The organism is Lacibacter luteus, from assembly GCF_004118265.1.
Lineage (GTDB): Bacteria > Bacteroidota > Bacteroidia > Chitinophagales > Chitinophagaceae > Lacibacter > Lacibacter luteus.
Genome location: NZ_SDHW01000003.1, coordinates 147,035 through 173,295 on the forward strand (window position 1 = coordinate 147,035; position 26,261 = coordinate 173,295).

Annotated in this window: 21 protein-coding genes; 15 read left to right on the forward strand and 6 right to left on the reverse strand. The window is 41.1% G+C overall.

What is annotated here, in order from left to right; translation table 11 throughout:
- Positions 1-319: 319 nt before the first annotated feature.
- From ESA94_RS11730 to ESA94_RS11745, 4 genes are all read left to right on the forward strand, one after another.
- Positions 320-829, forward strand: a complete 510-nt coding sequence (locus tag ESA94_RS11730; protein ID WP_129131098.1) for a hypothetical protein — start codon at positions 320-322, stop codon at positions 827-829.
- Positions 826-1,521 carry a pirin family protein gene (locus ESA94_RS11735; RefSeq protein WP_129131099.1) on the forward strand — a complete coding sequence of 232 codons (696 nt, stop codon included), beginning with the start codon at positions 826-828 and terminating at the stop codon, positions 1,519-1,521. The genes ESA94_RS11730 and ESA94_RS11735 overlap by 4 nt, the downstream gene beginning before the upstream one ends.
- A 276-nt stretch (positions 1,522-1,797) precedes the next feature.
- Complete coding sequence (locus ESA94_RS11740; protein WP_129131100.1) at positions 1,798-2,253, forward strand: 6-pyruvoyl trahydropterin synthase family protein; 456 nt, start codon at positions 1,798-1,800, stop codon at positions 2,251-2,253.
- A gap of 222 nt (positions 2,254-2,475) precedes the next feature.
- On the forward strand, positions 2,476-3,912 hold the full coding sequence (locus tag ESA94_RS11745; RefSeq protein WP_129131101.1) for a Gfo/Idh/MocA family protein: 1,437 nt from the start codon (positions 2,476-2,478) through the stop codon (positions 3,910-3,912).
- A 259-nt stretch (positions 3,913-4,171) separates the two neighbouring features.
- On the opposite strand, the gene ESA94_RS11750 is transcribed toward ESA94_RS11745, so the two are convergent.
- Both ESA94_RS11750 and ESA94_RS11755 read right to left on the reverse strand, forming a co-directional pair.
- Positions 4,172-4,624: a hypothetical protein gene (locus tag ESA94_RS11750; protein WP_129131102.1), complete on the reverse strand. Its 453-nt coding sequence runs from the start codon at positions 4,622-4,624 to the stop codon at positions 4,172-4,174.
- 46 nt (positions 4,625-4,670) lie between these two features.
- Positions 4,671-6,737 carry a TonB-dependent receptor family protein gene (locus ESA94_RS11755; protein ID WP_129131103.1) on the reverse strand — a complete coding sequence of 689 codons (2,067 nt, stop codon included), beginning with the start codon at positions 6,735-6,737 and terminating at the stop codon, positions 4,671-4,673.
- Between the two features lie 166 nt (positions 6,738-6,903).
- Between ESA94_RS11755 and ESA94_RS11760 the strand changes: the two genes are divergently transcribed.
- Positions 6,904-8,241: an APC family permease gene (locus ESA94_RS11760; RefSeq protein ID WP_129131104.1), complete on the forward strand. Its 1,338-nt coding sequence runs from the start codon at positions 6,904-6,906 to the stop codon at positions 8,239-8,241.
- A 77-nt stretch (positions 8,242-8,318) separates the two neighbouring features.
- Here ESA94_RS11760 and ESA94_RS11765 read toward each other — a convergent pair whose 3' ends face one another.
- A complete protein-coding gene (locus ESA94_RS11765; RefSeq protein ID WP_129131105.1) occupies positions 8,319-8,636 on the reverse strand; it encodes a type II toxin-antitoxin system RelE/ParE family toxin in 318 nt (105 codons plus the stop codon).
- A complete protein-coding gene (locus ESA94_RS11770; RefSeq protein WP_164972722.1) occupies positions 8,621-8,848 on the reverse strand; it encodes an addiction module protein in 228 nt (75 codons plus the stop codon). The genes ESA94_RS11765 and ESA94_RS11770 overlap by 16 nt, the downstream gene beginning before the upstream one ends.
- Before the next feature lie 48 nt (positions 8,849-8,896).
- On the opposite strand from ESA94_RS11770, the gene ESA94_RS11775 reads away from it, so the two are divergent.
- The 5 genes from ESA94_RS11775 to ESA94_RS11795 all read left to right on the forward strand — a co-directional run bounded on the left by ESA94_RS11775 (position 8,897) and on the right by ESA94_RS11795 (position 16,951).
- Entirely contained in the window at positions 8,897-10,066 is a 1,170-nt protein-coding gene (locus ESA94_RS11775) for a trans-sulfuration enzyme family protein (protein WP_129131107.1), read from the forward strand.
- Between the two features lie 96 nt (positions 10,067-10,162).
- Positions 10,163-11,623: a TolC family protein gene (locus ESA94_RS11780; protein WP_129131108.1), complete on the forward strand. Its 1,461-nt coding sequence runs from the start codon at positions 10,163-10,165 to the stop codon at positions 11,621-11,623.
- 34 nt (positions 11,624-11,657) lie between these two features.
- Positions 11,658-13,040 carry an efflux RND transporter periplasmic adaptor subunit gene (locus ESA94_RS11785; RefSeq protein ID WP_129131109.1) on the forward strand — a complete coding sequence of 461 codons (1,383 nt, stop codon included), beginning with the start codon at positions 11,658-11,660 and terminating at the stop codon, positions 13,038-13,040.
- Between the two features lie 173 nt (positions 13,041-13,213).
- On the forward strand, positions 13,214-14,293 hold the full coding sequence (locus ESA94_RS11790) for an NAD(P)H-dependent glycerol-3-phosphate dehydrogenase (protein ID WP_129131110.1): 1,080 nt from the start codon (positions 13,214-13,216) through the stop codon (positions 14,291-14,293).
- 168 nt (positions 14,294-14,461) lie between these two features.
- Complete coding sequence (locus ESA94_RS11795; RefSeq protein WP_129131111.1) at positions 14,462-16,951, forward strand: prolyl oligopeptidase family serine peptidase; 2,490 nt, start codon at positions 14,462-14,464, stop codon at positions 16,949-16,951.
- A 194-nt stretch (positions 16,952-17,145) separates the two neighbouring features.
- On the opposite strand, the gene ESA94_RS11800 is transcribed toward ESA94_RS11795, so the two are convergent.
- Together ESA94_RS11800 and hemW are read right to left on the reverse strand one after the other, a co-directional pair.
- Complete coding sequence (locus tag ESA94_RS11800; protein ID WP_129131112.1) at positions 17,146-17,856, reverse strand: DUF6962 family protein; 711 nt, start codon at positions 17,854-17,856, stop codon at positions 17,146-17,148.
- A 60-nt stretch (positions 17,857-17,916) separates the two neighbouring features.
- Positions 17,917-19,053, reverse strand: coding sequence for a radical SAM family heme chaperone HemW (gene hemW / locus ESA94_RS11805; protein ID WP_317127872.1), 1,137 nt, complete (start codon positions 19,051-19,053; stop codon positions 17,917-17,919).
- A gap of 42 nt (positions 19,054-19,095) precedes the next feature.
- Here hemW and ESA94_RS11810 point away from each other — a divergent pair, with 42 nt between their 5' ends.
- From ESA94_RS11810 to porK, 5 genes are all read left to right on the forward strand, one after another.
- The gene (locus tag ESA94_RS11810; protein WP_129131113.1) at positions 19,096-20,901 is read left to right on the forward strand and encodes a ShlB/FhaC/HecB family hemolysin secretion/activation protein; all 1,806 of its coding nucleotides are present in this window, start codon (positions 19,096-19,098) and stop codon (positions 20,899-20,901) included.
- Positions 20,902-20,937: 36 nt separating this feature from the next.
- Positions 20,938-21,822, forward strand: coding sequence for a DUF4271 domain-containing protein (locus tag ESA94_RS11815; protein ID WP_164972723.1), 885 nt, complete (start codon positions 20,938-20,940; stop codon positions 21,820-21,822).
- Positions 21,823-21,876: 54 nt separating this feature from the next.
- Positions 21,877-22,647 carry a uroporphyrinogen-III synthase gene (locus ESA94_RS11820; protein ID WP_129131115.1) on the forward strand — a complete coding sequence of 257 codons (771 nt, stop codon included), beginning with the start codon at positions 21,877-21,879 and terminating at the stop codon, positions 22,645-22,647.
- A 61-nt stretch (positions 22,648-22,708) separates the two neighbouring features.
- On the forward strand, positions 22,709-24,769 hold the full coding sequence (locus tag ESA94_RS11825) for a thioredoxin domain-containing protein (RefSeq protein WP_129131116.1): 2,061 nt from the start codon (positions 22,709-22,711) through the stop codon (positions 24,767-24,769).
- A gap of 166 nt (positions 24,770-24,935) precedes the next feature.
- Positions 24,936-26,204 carry a T9SS ring complex lipoprotein PorK/GldK gene (gene porK, locus ESA94_RS11830; RefSeq protein ID WP_129131117.1) on the forward strand — a complete coding sequence of 423 codons (1,269 nt, stop codon included), beginning with the start codon at positions 24,936-24,938 and terminating at the stop codon, positions 26,202-26,204.
- Positions 26,205-26,261 lie beyond the last annotated feature (57 nt).

Sequence of the window (26,261 nt, forward strand, 5' to 3'; positions counted from 1 at the left end):
CCGGCCGAAGCGTCTGAGGTACGAAGCAATCTTTTCTAAGAGTCAAAATTTAATTGAGATTGCTTCGCCAAACAGCAAGGCTCGCAATGACGCTTCGATTGAAAAATTCGTAACGAAGACGGCAGCACAACGGTTACCGTCATTGCGAGGAACGAAGCAATCTGGGTTTAACAACACGGATTGATCAAGAAAGTAAATAGAACGAAATAACGGAAAAATAAATCGTATCCTTTTTCTCATACTTGTTCTCTTTTCATGTGTACGCAAGGCGTCGGCGGAGCACGGCAGCAAAACCGGCGTCTTATTTTCTTTTACTATTATGCAGCAGAAATTAATTCGCATCAGTTATACAAAACAGATCAACAGCAGTAATACAGCGCTGTGGGATCAGCTTGTGTTTAACAGCAGCTGGCAGGAGTTAATGATGCAGGCACAGTTTTATAACCAGCAACAGCATACAACATTCAGGCAGCTCGTACAGCAGGTGCCGTCAGCAGAAAAGTTACATTTTCTGGTAAGTTCATCCGTGGTTGGATATCTCAGGCAGTTAAACGGTATTATACCCGATGTACAAAGCAAACGGGGTGTACCGTTGCTGCCTTTTAATGATTTTAAGTTTGAAATTATTGACAGCGATTTTAACGATAAAAGCAAACACAATATACAGCTCACCTTCTTCAGCGATCCTGTTCTGTGGCACGAAACAATCGGCGACAGTATTTTGATTTCGAATGCAACTGAGCCGCAAACAACAGATGGCGCATTAACGCATTTATTACAACTGCAACCGGCACTTGATATTTATTCATACAAAACAGTAACCGTATGATTGTACAGTCAACAGCAAAAATATTTTTAAGCGATGCGCATGCTGTAAACGAAACAGCAATGTTTCGCAACTCTTCTGTGTTTAATTATGGTGATGAGCAAAATGAAAACAGAACAGCATTTGGTCAACTGTATTTACTCAACGATTATACAATTGATGGTGCATGTTCGGTTTCGGTTGAAGTGGAAGCCAATTCGTTTGTTGTTGTGCTGCCGGTAGTGGGAGCGGTAGAATATAAAAACGGAACGAACAAAGAAAAGTTAGTGATAGCAGGACAAACACTAATGCTGGAAAAAACTGCAGCAACATCGTTTACACTCACAAATATTTTTGAAGATGCGTTGGTAAATATTGCTGTGATGGCGTTTAAAACAAAAGAAGAATACCAGTTGCCTTCGGGGTTTATTTATACATACGATGTTAATGAAAGACCCAACGGCCTGGTGCGTGCCCTCACCGGCCGTTATGAATTACCTGTTCAGCTGCATGTAGGAAAATTTGAAGGACGAGGTGAAACAGCATACACTGTATCGAAAGAAAGCAACCGTGTTTTTGTATTTGTATTGACAGGTGCTTTTGAAGTGGAAGGCCGGTTGCTGCATGCGAGAGATGGATTGGCATTGGAGAACATTGATGTATTGGAAATGGAAGCATTGAGTAATGATGCATTGATTGCCGTAGTTGAGTTCTGAGGGTTATAGTTTATAGTTTATTGTTTTTGGTTGAGCTGCCATTTTGCAGGAACATAGATTTCCTCTAACACAATCAGCATGTTCATCCCCTCTTGGGAGGGGCAGCGGAGTCTTAAGCTTACAGCAAAATAGAAAGGGGTGGGTCTACCGTAACCCATAACTCGTAACTGTTTTCAAATGATCACTCTCTAGCCAAAACCTGACCAACATCAGTCCCCTAAATTCAGGAAAGAAAGCAGCCGCAAATAATTTTGTTCCGTTTTAAAAACGGCAACTATGTTATTACTCACAAAAATCTTCGATTTTGAAACAGCACACGCCATTGATGGTTACAACGGTATGTGCAGAAACATTCACGGCCATTCGTACGAGCTGCATGTAACTGTTGGTTCGCTGGTAAACGAAAACATGTTCTTGCCTGCTCCCGGTTTTCTCCTCGACTTTAAAGACCTGAAACAGATTGTACAAAAAGCAGTGGTTGATCTCTTCGATCATAAACTGGTGCTTTCGCATAATTATATTGCACAACATCCCGAAGTGATGGACCAGGAAAATCTTGTGGCGTGGGATGCAGAACCTACAGCCGAAAATTTATTACTCTTTATTAAATGGGCCATCCAGGACGAACTGCCCGATGATATGAAGCTGGTGGAACTGCGTTTGTACGAAACAAAAAATTCGTACGCTACCTGGAAAGAAGAAGTGGAAGTATACCAGGGCGATATCTGGTAACCCTGTCTGGACGTCGCAGGTGTCAGGCATTTTTAACTGTACACCTGCAATTAAGCGATTGCAGAGATGTGTAACAACTCAACATAACTACTCCCCAAAACAGCTCCGGTCTGTCCGTTTCTTAGCAGAAACCGCTGTTCAACCGTTTGCGCCATTTTGTTTTTTTAGCGTTTCTCATTAATCTAAATGAGAACTTGCAGCTACAAAAAACAACAGCTGATTATGGCAACAGATCGTCGGAAATTTTTACGCAGCATTTCTATTGGTGGTGGTATGCTTGCTACAGGTTTGCCTGCATTTGCAGGTAATCTTGCAACTACAGATGATGAGATCGAACGTTCCAATCGTTCCGAATCGGGTAAACAACGTTTTAATATGTGTGGCTATGCTGCCCCCAAACTTCCTGTTGTACGGGTTGGTATTATTGGTGTGGGTATGCGTGGAAGCGGTGCGGTAGACCGTCTTAGTTATATTGAAGGTGTAGAAATAACAGCACTCTGCGATAAATCTGCCGACCGTGTAGCAAAAGCACAAAAAACATTAGAGAAAAAAGGACTTCCCAAAGCAAAAGAATACAGCGGCGAAGAAGGATGGAAAGCATTGTGCGAAAGCAATGATGTTGATCTTGTTTATAATGCAACACCCTGGCATTTGCATGCACCCATTTCGTTGCTTGCAATGAAAAACGGAAAGCATGCAGCAAGTGAAGTAAATGCAGCGTTAAGTGTGGATGGTTTGTGGGAGCTGGTAGAAACATCGGAAAACACCCGCAAGCACATGATGATGCTGGAAAACTGTTGTTACGATTTCTTTGAGTTGCTTACACTCAACATGGCACGCAATGGTTTGTTTGGCGATATTGTTCATGGCGAAGGCGCATACATTCATGATTTAAGCAGAAGCTACCTGTTCAATAAAAATGCTTACACCGATATGTGGCGTTTGAAACAAAACTATGCGTTACACGGTAACCTTTATCCTACGCATGGTCTTGGTCCTATTGCTCAGTGTATGGATATTAACCGTGGCGATAAACTGGATCACCTGGTAAGTATGAGCAGCAACGATTTTACATTGAATGCAATTGCAAAAGAAATGTCGGCGAAAGACAGCTTCTTTAATGAATATGTTGATAAACCATATCGTGGTAATATGAACACCAGCATCATCCGCACCAACAAAGGAAAGACGATCATGCTGCAGCACGATGTATCTACTGTACGTCCTTATTCCCGTTTGCATACACTCAGCGGTACAAAAGGTATTGCACAGAAATATCCCGGTCCTGAGAAAATTGCATTTGGACACAGCTGGATCAAAAAAGAAGAACTCGACGAATTATACAAAAAATATACGCCACCGATTGTAAAGCATATCGGCGAAATAGCGAAGGAAGTAGGCGGTCATGGAGGCATGGATTTTATTATGGATTGGCGCTTGATCGATTGTTTGCGTAACGGTTTACCACTCGACCAGGATGTGTACGATGCAGCTGCGTGGAGTGCGGTTATTCCGTTAAGCGGAAGATCGGTAGATAACAAATCAAGAACAGTTGACATTCCCGATTTTACGAGGGGTGCATGGAAAACCAACAAGCCCGTTGATCTTACTTTGAATGGTGGTGCCACCACTACCGTTCGGAAAGTAAGTAAATCGTAACCCTGAGTTTTAAAAATGCAGGCCGGAACAATTTTGTTCCGGCTTTTTATTTGTCAGAACGTCGCAGGCGTCAGACATTTTTCAACTATTAGTTTTAATGATTGCGCAAGCACAAGCGAGACGCTTGCGCTAAAGAGAGGTTGATACAATTGAAATGGAAGCACTGAGTAACGATGCGTTGATTGCGGTAGTTGAGTTTTGAGGTAAACACTACGATCAGCAGAGTTGTCTTTTCGACAAAGGAGAAATCTGATTGGTATTATAAATACTCAATTTCATCATCGTTTAGCTCCTTATTAAAGACAGCTTTATTTGGGAACTGCATCAACATCATGACAACATCAATCAGGGCAAAATAGAAGAAAGTTTTGTAGCCGATTATTACAAACAGAATGCATGCAAGCAAACAATTAAGAAAGCCCCATAAAATCCGTTTTCGATACAAGATAATATGAGTTGCAATTTTTAAATCATAATCCTCAATCGCCTGTAATTTTTCACGTTGCTTTTTTAAATAGTACCCGTAAACAAAAGATGCTGCTACAATGATGATGAAGAAAATATTTTTATAAAGCCGTGCATCTTCTAATGGCAGATGGACATACAGATCTGCCGCAACAAGTGAGTAACTTATCAAGGTTAGCACACAGGCAGTAAACAATAATAGAAAAAAGTAGGGTCTATAGTTTTTTAAGAAAACGGTTTTTACCATAGTCGAAGTTTTAAACAGGTTTTTTATTCAGATCAAATGGACTCTATTACTTCTTACAGCCCAAAAACATCGCCACACCAACAGCATAATTCCTTCCTGGTGCTACATTGTAAAAACGATTGGCTGCAGCATTAATATCATTACCCAAACTGTACACTTCGTTAAACAGGTTGTCGCCGCTAACAAAAAAATCGAAACGGTAACCTTTTGCATACACTTGTTTAAAACCAACACGTGCAGACAGTAAATGAAAATCGTTGCCGTAGAATGTATTGGCATCATTCAACGGTGTTTTGCTGTTGTAGGTATAGGTAAGGTTGGCATAAATACCAGGTTTCAAAACAACATCAACACCTGCTGCAAAAATATTATCGGGCACACTGGGTAAATGTTTGCCACTGAAATCTGTTGTTAACTGCTTGAAGGATGTGTACGTAAAATCATTCAGTGTATAACTCGCCCATGCAGAAAGGTTCGATACAAACTGCTTTGCATCATCCAATACAATATAACGTGCATTGGCTTCAATGCCCTGTTGTTTGGTGTTGCCGGCATTTACAAAATAATCGGCACCACCTGCATCTCTGCGCTGCACAATGGTGTTGTTAAGTTTGAAGTAAAAAGCATTCACATCCACAAACAGTTTTTGTTGATAGCTGTAACGTACACCTGCTTCATAGTTCCAGCCCTCTTCTGCATTTAAGTCAGTTGAGATAACACCTGTGCTTGGTAACACTTCCGCAGAGGTAGGTGCAGAAAAACCTTTCGCCACCGATGCATAAACCGACAAACTGTTGCGGAATTTTTTCAACAAAGAAAAACGTGGTGCCAGTTCATTCGCATACGTTCTGCGTTGCGGACTTAATGGAAATTTATTGAGTCGTGTAATTTCGATTCTGTTCTGGTTACTGCTGGCGCCGGCAGTAATGATCCAGTCGTTGGGTAATTTCCAATCGGCCTGTGCAAGCACACTCCACAAAAACGGGTTCACTTCATCTTCTGTTTGCAGGCTATCACTTTTGCCATTTACATTTTTATATACACGAATGTTGTACCAGCCACGTTGCAACTCTGCACCGGCAACAAATTTCAATTCACCAATACCAATTGTTGGCGTGTACGCAAAGCTTGTTCTTCCACCGGTATGTGGTTCGCTGCGGCGTTCGTAGTTACGTACGGTTGGATTTGCAAACTGAGAGAACGCACCATAAACCGATGTCGTGTTTTTAAAGTTGGATGCAATGTTGTAATCATAACTCACACCTGCTAAAAAACTATTCTGGTTCACACTTGCATTGGCCTGCGGACTTGATGGTGTTGCACCCACACGTGGACGAGCCTGTTTGGGATTAGCAGCAAATTCAGCAGCAGTTAAACCGCCGGGAGTTTGGTACGAAAGATCAGCATACATTAAATAGGTGCGGATGCTCTGCTTTTCATCAATGGCAAAACGACTGTCCCATGAAAACACGCTGCGATCAAGCCTTGTCCATTCACGGTAACCATCGCTGTACAGTTTGCTAAAGCTGATGGTTTGTTGTGCATTGCCTTCGCCAATGCGTGCATACACATTTGCATTGTGCAAACCAAAACTGCCGAATGTATAATCAACACCAACACCTGCCGGTTGATTGGCTGTATTTGTTTTCAATAACACTGCACCACCACTGCCTGCACCATATAAACTGCCCGATGGTCCTTTCAACACTTCAATAGAATGAATATTATAAAAGCCGAGCAGGTTCAAATACGTTGAGCCGCCGGGTTCTGTAAACGGAATATCGTTGAGATACACTTTTACATTACGCACACCAAACGGCGAACGCAACGAACTGCCACGGATATTCAACCGATAACTGCCAGGACTACGTTCTTCCATACGCACACCAGGCGCTGTGTTCATCGCCGGAACAATAGAAGCGGGTGTAAAACGGTTGAGTTGCTTATTACCGATATAACTGATAGCTGCCGGAACATCCATCAACTTACGGTTCTGTTCAAACGCTGTAATCACTACTTCGCCTAATTCTTTGGTTGAATCGGGTTGGGTTTGGGCAAAAGAAGAAACTGCAGATGAAGTTGCAGCAAGCAGGGCTAGTAATTGGTTCTTCATGCGATAAAGATAAGTACGAAATATGAAGTAAGAGTTATGAACCTCGTCGGCAACAAAAAACAAGAAACCAAAAACCAGAAACCTGCAACCGGAAACCTGCAACAAATCACAAATCAAACATCCTAAATCAACTATCCTTCGTTATCTTCAAAGCCGAACAAAAAGCATGAAGACAACCAACAACAAACTCAACCTGTTTTCTTTTACCATGATTGTGGTGGGACTGGTGATAGGCATGGGTATTTTCCGTACGGCAGCAACCAGTGCAAAAGATGCACTCGATCCAACTGTTTATTTCAGTGCATGGCTTATTGGTGGTTTGGTGGCGTTGTGTGGTGCGCTAACGTACGCAGAGATCGGCAGCCGGTTTCCTGTAACCGGTGGTTATTACAAAGTGTTTGCGCAAGCTTATCATCCCAGCATTGCCTTTGCCATTAATTGTTTGATACTGGTGAGCAATGCTGCCAGCTTAAGTGGTGTGGCATTGATCGGCAGTGGTTATTTATTAAAACTTTTTCCCGGCGATTGGAACGATACACATAAAGCATTGCTGAGTTGTGTGGCCATTCTCATTTTTTACCTCATCAATCTGCGGGGTTTGAAGCTGAGTTCAATGGCGCAGAATATTTTAATGATCATCAAGATCGGAATGATACTGGTGCTCATTGCTGCACTCTTCTTCCCTGATCAATATGCAGTGCAGGAAACAACAGCAACTGCAACAACAAGTTTCAGTACTATCGATTGGATAAAAAGTTTAGGTGTGAGTCTGATCGCTGTTTCGTTCACATACGGTGGTTATCAGCAAACCATCAACTTTGGTAACGAAGTACAAAACCCAACTAAAAATATTCCACGTGGTATTTTCATGGGTATTGCCATCATCATTGGTTTGTATTTGCTCGTGAACATGAGCTATTACAATCTTGTTGGCTTTAACCAGATGAAAGGCGAACGGGAAATTGCGTATGTGGTGATTGATAAGATATTTGGTACAACCGGCGCTACTGTTTTTTCTGCCTTTTTGTTTTTAGGTGTGCTGGCGTATGTAAATGGTTTGCTTATGAGTAACCCACGGGTGATGTATGCAATGGGTGATGATGGAAGTCTGCCGAAAATATTTGCCAAACAAAATGAGAAAACCAATGTGCTCACGTTTTCACTCACTGTGTTTGCTGCTATCTGTATTGTGATCCTGTTTTTTGCACAGGAGTTTGAAAAGATATTATCCTTTACCATCTTCCTCGATTGTTTTGGTATGATCTTAAGCAGTGCAACTATTTTCTGGTTCAGAAAAAAAACAAAGCACCTCGATGGTACTGGTATTTATAAAATGAAACTGTTTCCGATAATGCCGCTCATCTTTATGGCTGCTTATGTGTTTGTAGGAACGAGCATTGCGATTGATGATCCGTCGGCTGCCTTGACAGGCGTGGCGGTGTTGGCAGGGTTTGTATTGATCTATTTCATCCTGCATCGGAAAAAGAAAACAGTAAATCTTTGATGACTGTTCACCCAACGGGTGACTGTTCATCAAAAAAATAAATATTGTACAGTCATCCTGTGGATGAACAGACAATATTAACCTTGTTTCCGGATTTTTCTGTAACGACTTTTCATAACGGACGGCTTACGTCGATTATGAATAACAGCGCAGATAAGAATACTGTTTTCTTTCAGTTGAAAGAAAATGATGTAAGGAAATTTCTTCAGAAATGCTTTCCTGGTTTCATCAGTTGCTTTGTTATGTGCTGTAGGGTTCTTTTGAATGGCAGTTAAGGCAATTTCAAGTTGCAATGCAAACCTGTTACCAAGCCCTGCCAACTGCAGGTCGTACCATCGTGCAATTTCAAGAATATCTTCTGCAGCAAGTGCATGAATAGTTAAAGTGTATTCCAACGGTTAGCCAGTTTTTCTTTTAACTCATTTAAAGTTAAAGTTTGTGCGGGGCTGTTATTGATCTGTTGCATACGTTGCTGAATAAACTCAAGTTGCTCTTTACTGAGTGTGCGGTCTTCTGCAAAATCATCATCAAGATTATCCTGAATGGCTTCCATAATTTCCACTTGCTTTGCTTTTGGAAGTTTTAATATTTCTTCAATACTGAGCATATCATACATTTGATTACCCTAATTTACAATTTTATTCCCGTTTTCAGAATGGACTTATCATATATCCTCAACGAACTGGGCGAAGACCGTGAGCATTATTTCAATGCCATTGCTCCGCCTATTATGCAAACCAGCAATTTCCGTTTTAATAAGGTAGATGAATTGCGTGCTGCCTTTGCCGATGAAATGAGCACCTATATCTACAGTCGTGGATTAAACCCCACTGCAGATATTCTGCGCAAAAAATTAGCGGCATTGGATGGAGCCGAAGATTGTTTGGTATTCAACAATGGTGCAGCAGCCATCTTTGCTGCGGTATTGGCCAATGTAAAAGCAGGCGATCATATTGTAAGTGTAAGCAAACCTTACAGCTGGGTGCAACGTATGTTCGATATTATTCTTCCACGCTTTGCTGTAACAACCACTTATGTAGACGGGCGTGATGCAAACAATTATTTCAATGCAACTAAACCCAATACCACATTCTATTATTTAGAAAGTCCGAACAGCTGGGATTTTGCTTTGCAGGATATTGCAACAATTGCAGCTTACGCAAAACAGCACAACATCACCACACTTATCGATAACAGTTACTGTACACCGTTATACCAGCAGCCGATTGCAATGGGTATTGATCTGGCTATGCAAACAGCTACCAAGTATATCGGCGGGCATAGTGATACACTGGGTGGTGTACTCAGCGGCAGCAAAACAATCATCAAAAAAATATTCGACAGCGAGTACCTCAACATCGGCAGCGGTATTCAACCCTTCAATGCATGGTTGCTCATTCGTGGTTTGCGAACCTTGCCCACAAGGCTTGAACGTATTAACCGCACAATCAAAGAAGTGTTGGCTTTTGTAAAAATACATCCTGCTGTAAAACGCATTCTTTATCCGTTTGATGAAAGCTTTCCGCAATATGCGTTAGCAAAGCGGCAGATGAAAGAAGCTCCGGGTTTGTTTTCATTTTTTGTACAGGCCGAAAGCAGGCAGCAGATTGTAACATTCTGCGAAAGTCTGCAACATATACAGATGGCGGTGAGCTGGGGCGGGCACGAGAGTTTGCTCTTGCCCAAATGTGCAGGATTGCAGGATGCTGAGTTTGATGCAGCCAACCCCGAACACCAGATGATGCGGATCTATGTTGGTTTAGAAGAGGCGTCGTACATAATAGCTGATTTGGATCAGGCTTTTGAAAAAGCCGGTTTGAAATAGTTACAGAAGACGAAAACTTTATAACAGCGTCTCCCCGCTAATCAAAAATCAATAAATTCGTGGCCCAAGGTCATTATATTGTCATTAATTTGATATATGAAAAAAACGCTGCTTACAATCTTATCATCCATCTTTCTGTTAACCGGTACCCGGCTCCTCGCCCAGGAGAAGTGGGACTTGGTGCGTTGTGTGGATTATGCAATTGCTAATAATATTTCTGTTCGCCAGGCCGATGTACAGGCACGCATCTCCAATCTTACGTACGAGCAAAACAAGCTGAGCAGGTATCCCAATGCTAATTTCAGTACATCAACCGGTACCAACTTTGGCCGTGCGGTAAACCCAACAACCAACTTGTTCGAAACAACAACTTTGCTGTTTCAGAATTATGGTCTAAACGCCAATGTGCTTTTGTATAACTGGAATAGTGTAAAGAATGGTATCCTTAGTGCCAAATACAATCTTGAAGCATCGAAAGCAAGTGTGGAAAGTGCAAAGAATGATATTGCATTGAGCGTGGCAACAACATTCCTGCAGGCATTACTTGCAAAAGAACAGGCCCGTATAGCGCAGGTGCAGATGCAGCAAACGAGAGCCCGGTTGGTTGATACAAGAAAAAGGGTGGATGCGGGTTCTTTGCCTGAATTAAATGCGTTGGAACTGGAATCGCAATATGCAGCAGATAGTGCTACCTATATTAATGCAAGTACAACTGCACAGCAAACTTTACTTACGTTAAAAGCAACACTTAATCTTGATGCTGCACAACCCTTCGATATTTCGGAGCCTCCTGTTTCTCTGATTCCTGTTGAATCCATTGGCGATCTGCAGCCCGATGTTGTGTACAATCTTGCATTGCAAACACAACCCAAACAAAAAGTAAACGATCTGCGTATAAAAGGAATTGAAGCAAATATCAAATCAGTTCGTGGTCAACTATACCCGTCGATTTCTGCATTTGGGGGATTGTCAACAAGATTTGGTAGCTCAAACGTTAATACCATCATCCTGCCAGGTACATACGGGACACAACCACTAGGACCTCGGGTAAATGTTAACGGAACAAATTACCCGGTTGAATTTTATGGGTATGATGTGATACAATCAAAAAAGAATTTAGGCCAGATGTGGACAGGCTGGGGTAATCAGCTGAACGAAAACTTCAGTCAGAATATAGGTATCCAGATTTCGGTTCCTATTTTCAATGGTGCTTCTGTACGTACCAATTACAACCGCAGCAAGCTCGATCTTGTAAATGCGAAACTGGTAAAAGAACAGGCGGACATGCAGTTGAAGAACGATATTTACCAGGCATATAATGCGGCGGTAAATGCACTGCAACGTTACAACGCAAGTAAGAAAACGCTGGAAGTATCGGAACGTGCAAGTGTGCTTGCACAGAAACGTTACGAAGCCGGATTGTTGCAGACAATTGAATTAATTACAAACCAGAATAACCTGTTCCGTGCACGTATTCAAAACTTAGCCGATCAGTTCGATTATGTATTTCGTATGAAAGTGCTGGAGTTTTACAAAGGGCAGGGCTTGAAATTATAATTATCATCATTTACAACCGGAATAACAGAAATATATGAGTAAGAAAATATGGTGGATTCTTGGCATCCTCTTAGTACTGGCGATTGTATTGATTGTTCTTAAAAAGAAAGAAATAATCGGCAAGAAAGAAGCGGTAAAAGTTGCAACAGAAAAAGTTGAACGCAGAACAATTATAGAAACCGTAAGTGCAAGTGGTAAAGTTTATCCTGAAGATGAACGTAAGGTAAGCTCCGATGTAAGTGGTGAAGTTGTGGAGATGTATGTGGAAGAGGGCGACAGTGTTCGTAAAGGTCAGCTGCTGGCAAAAGTGTTTGCTGATGTATTAACATCAGACAGAGACCGTGCTGCATCGGTTGTAAATCAGCAGGAGGCACAGGTTGGTAATACAGAAGCTTCGCTCCGTGCATTTGAAGCAAGATTGAACCAGGCGAAACTTGCATACGATCGTCAGAAAAAACTCTTTGATGATAAAGTAATTTCAAGAGCAGAGTTTGAAACTGCAGAAAGCAGTTACCTCACAGCAAAGGCCGATCTGGATGCAGCAAGGCAAACCATCCGCAGTGGTAAGGCAAGTGTGCAAAGTGCACAGGCCAGCTTAACAGCAGCTAATAAAAATCTATCCCGTACAACTGTTGTTTCGCCAATGGATGGTATTGTATCATTGCTTGCAGTTAAAAAAGGTGAGCGTGTTGCAGGCAACAGCTTCAGTCTCGGTACAGAAATTATGCGTGTTGCCGATATGAGTAAAATTGAAGTGCGTGTAGATGTGGGTGAAAACGATATTCCGAAAGTAAAGATCGGCGACAGTGCAATTGTGGAAGTAGACGCATACAACGATCGTAAATTTAAAGGCGTTGTAACACAAATTTCCAGCAGCAGCACTTCTGCACAAACACAGGCCGCAGCAACATCAACCGATGTTACAAATTATAAAGTGTATATCCGTATCGATCCGGCATCATATGCCGATCTCATCGATCCTGCAAAAGGAAAAAATCTTCCTTTCCGTCCGGGCATGAGTGCAAGTGCAGATATTATGACGACCAAACAGGCCAATGTAATTGCAGTACCTATTCTTGCTGTTACAACAAGAGATAAGAATGAGCAGGTATCAAAAACAAAAGCCAAAGCAGAAGAAGATAAAAAGAAAGCGCAGGGTCAGGAAACTGCTGCTGCAGCCAATGCAGTGTTAACTGATGAGATGGAAGAAGTAGTATTTATTATGCAGAAAGATGGCACGGTAAAGAAAGTTGCAATTAAAACTCATATCCAGGATAATGAATATATCGAGGTGTTGAGTGGTGTAAAAGAAGGCGACGAAGTGATCAGTGCACCATACAATACCATCAGCAAAACACTGAAGGACGGAATGAAAGTGACCGTTGTTCCAAAAGACAAAGTATACGAAGAAAAATAAATCGTAAAAAAGCAACACGAAAAATCCCGCCGAGAGGCGGGATTCTTTATTTTAGTTGCTCTGAAATATCCGGAAAAATAATAAGTGCATTTATTACAACACTGATGTTTATTTTTATGGATATACTTGCGGCATTTAAATGTCCGTTCTGTTAAACAAGAGAAACTATTTGCTTGAAAAAGGAAGGGAATAATACAAAAGCGATTTCGGTTATTGGCAGTGGCAGTTTTGCTACCGCACTTGCAAAAATTCTTAACGGCAACGGTGTTGAGTTGCTTTGGTGTGTACGTAACCGGCACATCATCGATCATTTGCAGAAGTACGGGCATAACCCGAGTTACCTGCGTTCGGCAACATTTAATGTATCGTTGCTGCAGCTGAGTACAAACATGGAAGAAACCATCCGTGAAACAGAGTTTATTATTCTTACAGTTCCATCAGCCTATATTGAGGATGTGTTGGAAGCTTTGCCAAAAGATATTTTTAAAGGAAAGAAAATCGTTTCGGCAATTAAAGGTATTCTTCCAAAACGCAACATGTTGCTGAACGATTACCTGAAAGCAGAGTTTGATTTTGATGCCAATGATTATTACACCATCATGGGGCCCTGCCATGCAGAAGAAGTGGCATCGGAAAAATTATCGTACCTCACCTTTACCGGTTTAAATCAAACAACTACACAAAGGATTGCCGATCAGTTCCGCAATCATTACATCAACACTGTTACAAACGATGATGTGTACGGTGTGCAGTTTGCAGCCATTCTTAAAAATATTTATGCATTAGGCAGTGGTATTGCGCACGGGCTTGAATACGGGGATAATTTTTTAAGTGTATTGATCGCCAATGCAGCCGATGAAATGGCAGGTTTTTTACGCAAAGTAGGTATCCGTAATATTGAAGTGGGTGTGCATAAAGAACCCATACCCGGCGTACAGTTATTAAAAACATCGTTACGAAAATCGGCTAACTATGCAGCAAGTGTATACATGGGCGATCTGCTGGTAACCTGTTATTCGTTATACAGCCGCAACCGTACGTTTGGCAATATGATCGGTAAAGGATTTAGTGTAAAGGCAGCCCAACTTGAAATGAACATGGTGGCAGAAGGTTATAATGCAAGCAAATGTTTCTACCTCATCAATAAAGAACTTGGCGCCGATATGCCGATTGCCACAGCTGTATATAAAATTTTGTGGGAAGATGTGCAGCCTGCCGAAGCATTTGAACAATTGGAGCAGGTGTTGATCTGATGTTCGCCGGAACTTTTATAAAAATCCTCTTTTTATAGTTCGGTTGTCAGCGGTAATACTTTTTAGTTTTAATGTTGCAGCAGTTTCTGTTACATGAAACAAGATTTCTTATCCATTGTTTCATTACGGAAACGAACCACAGAATTTTTATCATATTAACCGGATAGCATGACACGAATCTTTGCGGCTGTTGTATTCTTTCTTTTTTTCAATGAAGTTTTTGCCCAGGACACTATTCATTTTACACAAGGCCTTGCTGTTGCAAGTGGCAGTCGCTATGGTCGTGAAGCAATTTATACTGATCTGCTAGCATGGAAAATGTATAATGGCACATTAGTAAAACCAGCAGCAAACGCAGAGTTCGCAACAAATGAAAAAGGCGATAAGATTTTGTGGCGTGAAATAACTGCTGACAGCACCGGACGCTTTCGTGTATTTGGCAGAAATTTTCAACGTACGACTAATCCTTTTTTAAATCCGGGTTCTGCCGATAGAGGAAGTGATTATTTATATCTCACTTACAACAGCAGCAAAGCGCAACCGGCATTGTTGAATATTGCAGGTAATAGTGCCGTATATATAAATGGTGCACCGCACATGGGTGATCCTTACAGCTCGGGTTATATGTATGTTCCTGTAATGCTCAAAAATGGATTGAACGAATTTTATGTACGTGCTGCAAATGTGTTACCGCTACTCATTTTAAATGTAAAGCCAGTACAAATTTTAACCAACGATCTTACATTGCCGATTGTTGTAGTTAATCAACAGAACAATAAACTGAAAGGCGCATTGGTTGTTGCCAATACATCATCAACAGATTTAAAAAACCTGCAACTGAAAACTTCAATCAATGGAAAAGAAACAACAGTTGAAATTGCTTCCATTCCTGCAGTTGGTACAAGAAAAGTAATATTTGAATTTGATGCATCAGGCATTACTGCAAAAGGAAAATATGATTGCAAAGTTTCTTTGTTGCAAAATGGAAAAGTTGTTGATGAAAAGATCATGACCATTGAAGCAGTTGATAACGGCAGTCACTACAGCAACACATTCATCAGTGCTATCGATGGCAGTTTACAATACTTTGCTGTTACACCACAACTCGGCGGATGGAAAAATAATGCAGCTTTGTTTCTTTCAGTGCATGGTGCAGGCGTTGAAGCAATAGGACAAGCTCGTGCATACAAACCAAAAGATTGGGGAACATTGGTAGCTGCTACCAATCGTCGGCCACGTGGTTTTAACTGGGAAGATTGGGGCAGACTTGATGCATTGGAAGTGCTGGCTATTGCTAAGCAAACATTTCAACCCGATCCTGCACATATTTATTTAACCGGACATTCAATGGGAGGGCATGGTACCTGGTTTCTTGGTGCAACGTATGCTGATAAATGGGCAGCCATTGCTCCCGCAGCAGGTTATGCTTCATTAAAAGATTATGGTTCTGCTGATGGCCGCATACCGGATAGCAGTCGTTCTTTATCGGAAAAAATATTATTGCGTTCCGGTAATCAAAGTGATGTGCCAAAACTTGCGTTCAATTACAAACCGCTTGGTGTTTATATTCTGCATGGCGATTCAGATAGAGTAGTTCCTGTAACGTATGCAAGGCAGATGCGCAAAGTGCTCGCCGATTTTCACAGCGATTATAATTATTATGAATATCCCGGTGGTGAACATTGGTTTGGCGATCAGAGTGTGGATTGGCCACATATCTTCAGTTTCTTTAAATGGCACAGCATCGCTCATGATACTGCAGTAAATACAATTGACTTTACTACATCAAGTCCGGGCATTTCATCAAGCTATCGATGGGCAACAGTCTATCAACAACAACATCCGTTGCAGTATAGTCGCATTCAGTTAAAAAGAAATCGCACATCAAAGACAATTACAGGTTCAACAGAAAATGTATTGTTACTTCAATTGGCTTTGAATGATTTTGGTGCAGAGGCAGATGTGAAAATTGTATTAGACAGTACTCAAGCTGTTTCGTACAAAACCATTTCAACCAACGACACGGTGTTCGTGTTGAAAGAAAATGGAAAATGGTCTGTTGCTGCAAAGCCTGGTGCTCATGAAAAAAATCCACAGCGTTATGGAACTTTCAAAGAAGCATTCAATCATCACATGTTATTTGTAGTGGCGACAGGCGGCAGCAGGGAAGAAAAAGAAGTGGTGATGAACAAGGCTGTGTACGATGCCGAAACCTGGTATTACCGTGGCAATGGTGCCGTTGATATTATTACCGATAAAGAATACACAGCAGAAAAATATAAAGGAAGAAATGTTATTCTTTATGGCAATGCAAATACAAACTCAGCCTGGAAAATTTTATTGAACGATTGCCCGATACAGGTAAGCAATAATGAAGTGAAAGCCGGCGATGCAAAATGGAATGGGAATGATCTGGCTGCTTATTTCATCTGGCCGCAGAAAGATTCGAAATTGCTCGTTGGAATAGTTGCAGCGTCAGGTGTAACAGGTATGAAAGCAGCCTATGCCAACCAGTATTTTGCTGGCGGTAGTGGGTTTCCGGACTTTATGATCTTTAACAACGATATGTTGAAGGGTGATGATAAAGCCATCAAGCTGGCAGGTTTTTTTGATAATCAATGGGAACTCACGTCAACGGAATATGTGTTACAGAAATAAAGGCCGGTAACTGTTAAAGTTGAAGATTGGTGTGCGGCAGCGGGCATCTCTTCGTAACTTTATACAAACAAAAAACAATGCCTCTTTCATTTACAGGTTTTGGCGCTTGGGCTCTCTTGCTGATGCTGTTGGTGGGTATTGTACATTACTTCATTACACAGCGTGCCGCTAAAAAGCATTTGGTTGATTAATGCTTAACCGGTTGGCGGTTTCTCATTTCCATACAATTTCAGTTTTAAAGCCATTTTGTAATAACAGAAAATAGATGCGGTCATAAACAAATGACTGATGTCGTTATAATTAAACCAGCGGTTAATGTTCAGCTTTAATGCATGGCAAAGCGCAGCGGCAAAACCCAAAACTGTTGCTGCAAGTAAATATTGAAAGGATGCCTGTTTTGTTTTAAGGTACACATACAATTCAAAACAGAATACTACCACAAACAAGCCGTAAGTGGCATGCAGTTCAACAAATAAAAAATTCAGCGTAAAAAGCGAGAGTAACATAAAGCTGCATATTTCTACAATGTTGAGTATTGAAAAAAAGCGACCAACTTTTTTATGCATAAATGGCCTGCCATGCGCAATAGCTGCTCGCTCAAAAGCAGCAACACCTGCCATGCTGATGTACCAGCCGGGAATTTTTCCGTACAATCCTGTGGCATACAAAAATGCATGCCCAATAACACCACCTATAATGGTTGCCCAACCAATTAAAACAAAAAAATACACAATGTAACGATGCGTGAATGATTGATTTAGCTTTCGCTTCTTTAAACTATAATAAGCATAAAAGCAAGCAAAGGCAATAAACAGATTGGTAAGCACTGTGAACGGCTCAAGTACGGTAATACCAAACAAACGAATGCGTGGCATCTCGGAAAGATTGGAAGCTACTTCGTACATACAGTGTGGTATTTGAGAAATACACTTGTAAAATAAAAAAACGTTCTTTCGAATAAAAGCTTATTCAAAAAATAAATCTGCAGCAATGCTATCAGCAAACAGTTTGCCTTCCTGTGTTAAAACAAGATGATTGTTTTGCAACAGCATTTGCTTGCGATTAATAAAAACAGCCGCCTCATTTTTTAACTGCAAGGCTTTTTCTATGCTAAATTGTCCTGCTATTGCATCAATGCTGCAACCTTCGAGCAGGCGAAGACTTGTCATAATGTATTCATTCAGCTGTTGTGCGGCCGTAAGTTCTTCCTTTTCGAATGGAATTATATTTTGCTGTAATGCCTGAATGTATTGCTGGTTATTGGCAATATTCCATTGGCGGCTTATACCATTGAATGAATGAGCTGATGGACCAAGGCCAAGATAGTGTACTCCCTTCCAGTAACTGCTGTTGTGTTTGCTCCTGTAGCCAGGTTTAGCAAAGTTGGAAATTTCGTAATGCTCAAAGCCGGCTTTCTGCAATTCGTTCATTAAAATAATAAACTGCCTGCTTTGCTGTTCTGCATCAACATCGGCTTTTTTATGTTGCCTGATAAGTTTATCCAACGGTGTTTTTTCTTCTACTGTTAATGCATAACAGGAAAGATGGGTAATGTTTTGCTGCAGCACCCAGTTGATATTGCTTAACCATTTTTCATCAGTTAAACCAGGTGTGCCATAAATAAGATCAACTGTAAAACTATCAAAGCCGGCTGCTCTTGCTTTGCTAATTACCTGTTTGGCTTCTTCGGCTGTATGCGCCCTGTTCATCCATTGCAGGTCTTCTTCAAACAACGATTGTATACCGATGCTGAGCCTGTTAATGCCCAGCGATCTCCAACCCGTAAGCTTTTCATCCGTTACATCGTCGGGATTAGCTTCAAGCGTTATCTCTGCATCTGCGGAAATAATATACTGCTGCTGTAATGTTTGGATGATCTGCTGCAGTTCTTCAATTGTTAAAAGGCTGGGCGTACCACCACCGAAATAAATTGTTTCGATCTGCTGACTTTGTAAATAGTTGGCAGCAGATTGTAACTGTATCTCTTTCAATAAAGCTGCAACAAAATCGTTCTTATAATGCAAGCTGGTACTGAAATGAAAATTACAGTAATTGCATGCCTGCCTGCAAAAGGGAATATGTATATAAATGCCCGCCATCATCAACCCGAAACCTTAATTTCGATTTTGCAAAACTAATTGTTCGTGCATCAACTTTGTTCAGCTGTTTATAAAACCGGGATTTTAATTGCATTATGTTGCTTGCTGTTGCTATGCGGTAATGCACAAACGAAGTATTTGCTCAACTATCGCTTTGTTGATACAACAGATGTATCAGCATCAATCGGTTTAAAGAACGAATTTGACGATAAAGCACTTTGCTCCCAATACATTTTTGAATTGCCAGCTGTTTTGCAGAAAAAAGGATTTGTTGCAGCATCTGTTGATTCGGTTAAAATGGATTCAGCATGGGCAACAGTTGTATTGTATCTCGGTAAGCCATGGCGCTGGGCAATGTTGAATACTTCATCGGTGCCGTTGGAACTACTGAATGCTGTGGGTTACAGAGACCGCAACTTTAATAAACAATCGCTCGATTATGCAGCTGTGCAGCAACTGCAGGTAAAAATGCTTGATAAACTCGAAAATACCGGCTATCCCTTTGCCAATGTGCATCTCGATAGTTTTGCAATACAGGATGGAAATGTTACTGCTGTGTTGAAAGTAGATAAAGGCCCGGAGTATAAAGTAGACAGTATTCGGATTTACGGTGATGTAAAGATCAGTAACCGTTTTCTGCAACGTTATCTTGAAATACCTGCAGGTTCTATTTATCAAAAGCAAAAGCTGTTGAATATTTCATCACGATTATTACAGCTGCCTTATCTGTTTGAAGAACAGAAATGGAATATGACCTATCTCGGTACAGGGTCAATCGTAAATCTTTATTTGAAAGAACGAAAAAGCAGCCAGGTAAACGGGCTGATTGGTTTTTTACCTGCTACCGACGAAGCCGGCCGAAACAAATTGCTGGTTACAGGCGATTTTAATCTCAATCTTAAAAACGGTTTTGGTTTAGGCGAATCGTTAACCATGCTGTTTCAGCAAATACAGGTGCAGAGCCCACGGTTACAGTTAGGTTATCAGCAGCCATTTCTTTTTGGTTCGCCGTTTGGTGTGGATGTAAGTTTTGATGGCTTGAAAAAAGACAGCAGCTTTCTCAACATTAATATGCAGGTGGGTGTGCAATATGCATTTGGCGGCAACAGAAGCGCAAAAATTTTTTATCAGCAATTTATCTCCAACCTGCTTACTGTAGATACGGTGGCAATACGAAACAGTAAAAGATTGCCCGATCAGATCGATCAAACAACATCAAATATTGGTATTGAGTACGAATGGTACAATACCGATTATCGCTTCAATCCACGAAAAGGATTTGATGTGAAGTTTACGGGTTCGGCTGGTATACGAAAAATACGAGCCAACAATAATATCACTTCATTAAAAGATCCGCTCAATCCTTCATTCAATTACCAATCACTTTACGATTCTGTTGGTACAAGAGCGTATACGTTTCGGTTAAAAGTTAGTGCGGCCCGCTATTTTAAAACAGGTAAGCAAACAACGTTTAAAACAGCAGTGAATGCAGGAATGATTCAAAGTCCACGCATTTTCCGTAACGAGCTATACCAGGTTGGTGGTTTTCGTTTGCTGCGTGGGTTCGATGAGGAAAGCATTTTTGCATCGGCCTATGCAGTGCTTACAACAGAGTATCGTATTCTTTTGGGTTTAAACAGTTATTTATACGCTTTTGCCGATGGTGGTTTGGTGCGCAACAACAGCCAGTCTGCCAATACAAGTAACAGGCTGATGGGTGCCGGCTTTGGTATGGCTTTCGAAACCAAAGCAGGCATTTTTAATATTGCATTTGCGGCAGGTAAACGAAACGATCTACCCTTTAACCTGCGGCAAAGTAAAATTCATTTTGGTTACGTGAATTTTTTCTGATGGATGATTGCGCTTAATTACTTTTGCAAACAACCCATGCGCTTTACATTACTATTCATTTCAATAATAGCTTGTTTGTTTACTACCGCACAGGATTCTGCTGCTGTTAAACAATCGGCCGATAGTGTATTGCAGGCCCATGCGCCGGTTGCAGACACACTTACAAAAACAACAGCTCTTGTTTCAATCGATTCCTGTTATAAAGCGGTTTTGTCAACATCAAAACTTAACCTGTTTACAAAAGCGGAGTTCCAGATCGAAAAAGAAAAGCAGGCAGAAAAAAGAGATTGGTTGTTTTATTATTTGCTGGGCATTGCATTAATGTTTGGACTGTTGCGCTTAAGTTACCTGCGTTACTTTAACGATATGTTCCGGGTGTTCTTCCGCACATCATTACGTGTAAATCAAATACGGGAGCAGCTGGTGCAATCGGGTCTTCAATCGTTGTTGTTTAACAGCCTGTTTGCTATTGTTGCCGGAGCATATGTTTATTTGCTTATCCGCTTTTTCAACGTATCTATTCAGTTGCCCGAAGTGTTTATTCCGTTAATTACGGCTGCAGTTGTTGCCGTTTTGTATATAGCCAAGTATCTTTTCCTGGAGTTCAGCGGGTGGTTGTTCAGTATTAAAAATGCAGCCGGAACCTATTCGTTCATCGTGTTTCTCATCAATAAGATCATCGGAATTCTGCTGTTGCCTTTCCTGTTTGTGATAGCTTTTGCCAACCGTGAGCTGGCCGGGGTGGCAATTACCATATCGTTGGTTATAGTGGGCGGGCTTTTCTTATATCGCTTTCTCAGAGCTTACAGCCCGGTTCAGTCTGATGTGAAAGTTGGGCGCTTTCATTTCTTTTTATTTTTTCTGGCGTTTGAAGTTGCCCCCTTAATGGTCATCTACAAACTGGTGCTTGGATTTTTGTAAAGAATTGTACTTACCTTTGCAGAAATTTTCCAAGTACGTATGGGAAAAACCGGTATGAAGCCACAAAAAGAAAAAGCTATCAAAAGCATCCTCATTACGCAGCCAAGGCCCGAATCCGACAAGTCACCATACTATGAACTTGCCCGGAAATATAATCTTGACCTTGCATTTCAGCCTTTTATTCGCATTGAAGGTGTTCCTGCTAAAGACTTCAGAAAACAAAAGATCGACATTACTGCTTTTTCAGCTGTAATTTTTACCAGTCGTAATGCTATCGATCATTTTTTCCGTACTTGCGAAGAGATGCGGATATCTGTTTCGCAGGAAACAAAATATTTCTGTATTACCGAAGCTGTGGCATTGTACCTGCAAAAGTTTATCCTTTACCGCAAACGCAAAGTATTTTATGGTGCAGACGGTACCAATAAAAGTTTGTTTGATGTTGTGAACAAACACAAAAGCAACGAAAAATTTTTATATCCCTGCAGCGAAAATGTAGATAACGAAATAACCACCTGGTTACGTAACCACAACTGCGAATTTGCGACACCTATTCTTTACAAAACAGTAAGTAACGATGTAAAGGAGCTTATTACAGAAGGCGATTTTGATGTGATTTGCTTTTTTACACCAAGTGGCGTTAAAAGCCTGTTTGAGAACCTGCCTAAGTATCAACAAAACGGAACATTTATCGGCGCCTTTGGAGCAAACACATTTAAAGCAGTTGAAGAAGCAGGTTTGCAGTTGCAAATAAAAGCACCCGAGCCACAAGCCCCAAGTATGGTTTCTGCATTAGATCGCTTTTTAGCCCAGCTTACAAAATAATTCCATTTATTCTTTAAGGAAAGAAACGAGCTTTGTTCATTCAAACATTGCTTAAATCGTTATGCTACATACCAACAGGCTATCGAAAGAAAACAGCCCTTATTTATTACAGCATGCTCACAATCCTGTCGATTGGTATCCATGGAGCGATGAGGCGTTGCAAAAAGCAAAAACGGAAGATAAGCCGGTACTGGTTAGTATTGGATATTCATCTTGTCATTGGTGTCATGTAATGGAGCGGGAGAGTTTTGAAGATGTTGCCACCGCAGACATTATGAACAGGCATTTTATTAATATCAAGATCGATCGGGAAGAACGCCCCGACCTTGATCATATTTACATGGATGCAGTACAGTCGATGACGGGTAGTGGTGGCTGGCCATTGAATGTTTTTCTTACACCCGATCTCAAACCTTTTTACGGCGGTACTTATTTTCCACCTGTAAGAGCGTATAACAGAAGTTCGTGGAAAGAAGTGTTGTACGGCATTGCCAATGCATTTAAAGAAAGGCGAGACGAAATTGAACAACAGGCAAATGAGTTGATACAGCATCTGCAAAACGCAAACTCGTTTGGTACACAAAACGTATTAAAGTTTGATTTGCCTGCCGAAGAATTATTTCCTGACAGGCAGAACGATTTGATGTTTGAAGCTATTCTGAAAACAGCAGATAAAGAGTGGGGCGGTTTTGGGCGTGCACCAAAATTTCCACAGACGTTTACCATCAGCTACCTGTTGAAATACCATCACTTTTCTTCAAACAAGGAAGCGTTGAGCCAGGCTTGTCTTAGTTTAAATAAAATGATCGAAGGTGGATTGTACGATCATATTGGAGGTGGTTTTGCACGCTACAGCACCGATACAGAATGGCTTGTTCCGCACTTTGAAAAAATGCTTTACGACAATGCTTTGCTGGTAGCCGTTTTGAGTGAGGCTTACCAGGTAACAAAAGATCCGTTGTATAAAAAAACAATTGAAGAAACACTTGCTTTTACCGAAAGGGAAATGACTTCGCCTGAAAACGGTTTTTATTCTGCATTGGATGCCGATAGTGAGGGAGTGGAAGGTAAATTTTATACCTGGAGTAAAAAGGAAGTTGCAGCAATACTGCAAGAACATGCTGAATTGTTTTGCAACTACTACAACATTTCCGAAGCAGGTAATTGGGAAGAAGTAAACATTCCGCACATACGAATAACGGCAAAAGCTTTTTGCCTGCAAAATGGTTTGGATGAAGTGGAGTTTAACAGCATTATTGAACAATGCAAAGCGAAGTTGCTTACGGTCCGTAATCAAAGAATAAGACCTTTGCTCGACGATAAAATTATCCTTGGCTGGAATGCATTGATGAATGCAGCATACAGCTCGGCCTTTGCAGCTCTGGGTATGGAAGTATACAGGCAAAAGGCAATAGCCAATATGGAATTTATTCTGCAAACATTTCGTAAAGAAGCTGGTTGTTGGCATGTGTACAAAGAAGGCGTACAAAAGTTCCCCGCTTTCTTAGACGATTATGCGTATCTGATTAAAGCTTTGTTGCAGCTGCAGGAAATAACCTCGAACCAGGATTACCTGCTTGCGGCGAAAGCATTAAGCAAATATGTAATTGCACAGTTTGGCGAAGAGAAAACCGGTTATTTCTACTTTACTGCACAAGGGCAGCAGGATATTGTGGTCCGTAAAAAGGAAGTATATGATGGTGCTGTGCCATCTGGTAATGCGGTTATGGCCGATAACTTAGCCCAGCTTGCAATCCTTTTCGACTTACCCGAATGGAAAGAGAGAAGTGCAAAAATGTTGCTTGGATTACAGGATACCATCGTTCACTACCCCGGTTCTTTTGCTGTTTGGGCATCGCTGTTGTTTAAAAAAAGCAAGGGTTTTACCGAGCTGGCAGTGGTGGGCCCCGATCATGAAGCTAAACGTGATGGAATTTTAAAGCTTTTTCGGCCACATGTAATTCTGCAGTCTTCCGCAGGAAACAATCGTACTTTCCCGCTATTATCGAATAGGGAAACACCCGAAGGAAATACACTTTTCTATCTATGCAAAGAGTACAATTGCTTACGGCCTACTGCTGAAATTGAGGAAATACGGGCACTTTTAAGTTCTATATCATAATAAAACAATAAAAAAATCAATTCCCCGTTATCGTTCTGATGCCTAAAAACATTTTGAATAATTAAAAATTAATTATTAGCATTGCGATGAATTTTAAGGTGATCTCCAAGGCCGGAGTACTTAAATTTGTCCAATACCTTAATCAAGAAAATTAAATTCTTAACAAATGAAGAACCAACTGTTAAGTTGCCTAACAATCGCCGCCCTATCCGTACTGGCAGTAAGCTGCGGTAAGTCTAAGTCTTCTTCCAAATCTGCAAACAACGGACAACTTGTTGGTGCTGCTTATGGAGCAAAGCAAAACAACAATACTCACTACGGTATGGTAATGATTCCGCAGGGAACCTTTCATATGGGCCCCAGCGATGAAGACATTAACTATGCTTATACAGCCCGTAACCGTCAGGTATCTATCAGCGGTTTCTGGATGGATGCAACAGAAGTAACCAACAGCGAGTACAAGCAGTTTGTGTTCTATGTAAGGGACTCTATTGCTGCAACGATCCTCGGCTACAAGGATGCTAAAACCAACAACATCGATAAAAAGAAAGCTGCTGGTATCTGGAAAGAAAAAAATGTATACGAAAAGCTGGGTCAAATGATGATGGCACCGGACGATCGTATTTTCGGTAAAATGGAAATCGATCCTGATAAATTAATTTACCAGGAAGAGTATGTAGATTACAAAGCTGCTGCTTACCGTAAGCCAAATGAACCCCGTTCTAAATTTATTATCAAAAACCCCGTAAAGGTTTATCCCGATACATTGGTATGGGTACGTGATTTCTCATACAGTTATAATGAACCAATGAGCCAACGTTATTTTGCGCATCCTGCATTTGCCAATTACCCCGTTGTAGGTGTAACATGGAAACAGGCTACTGCTTTCTGTAACTGGCGTTCACGCTATCTTAACGATTATAACGATTCAAAAGGTTACGCTACAGAATCGAGCTATCGTTTACCTTCTGAAGCAGAATGGGAATATGCAGCACGTGGCGGTCGCTCACAATCAATGTTCCCTTGGGGTAACTATTATCTCCGCAACCGCAAAGGTTGTTTAATGGCCAACTTTAAACCGGGCCGTGGTAACTATCCGGAGGATGGTGGTTTCTATACTGTGCGTGCCGATGCTTATTGGCCAAACGATTTCGGCTTATACAACATGGCCGGTAACGTTGCAGAATGGACAGGTTCTTTATACTACGAAGGTGCTTACAACTTTGCACACGACATGAACCCCGACATTCGCTATAATGCAAAAGACAGCGATCCTCCCCGTATGAAACGTAAAGTTGTACGTGGTGGCAGCTGGCAGAGTGTAGGTTATTTCCTGCAAACAAGTACACGTAACTACGAGTACCAGGATACAGCTAAGTCTTACATCGGCTTCCGCTGCGTAATTAACCTTCCTCCAATGATGCGTAAGCGTTAATAAAACAGTACACAATTTTTTAAACCCAATATTTATTTTTTAGAACAAAAGCGTTGT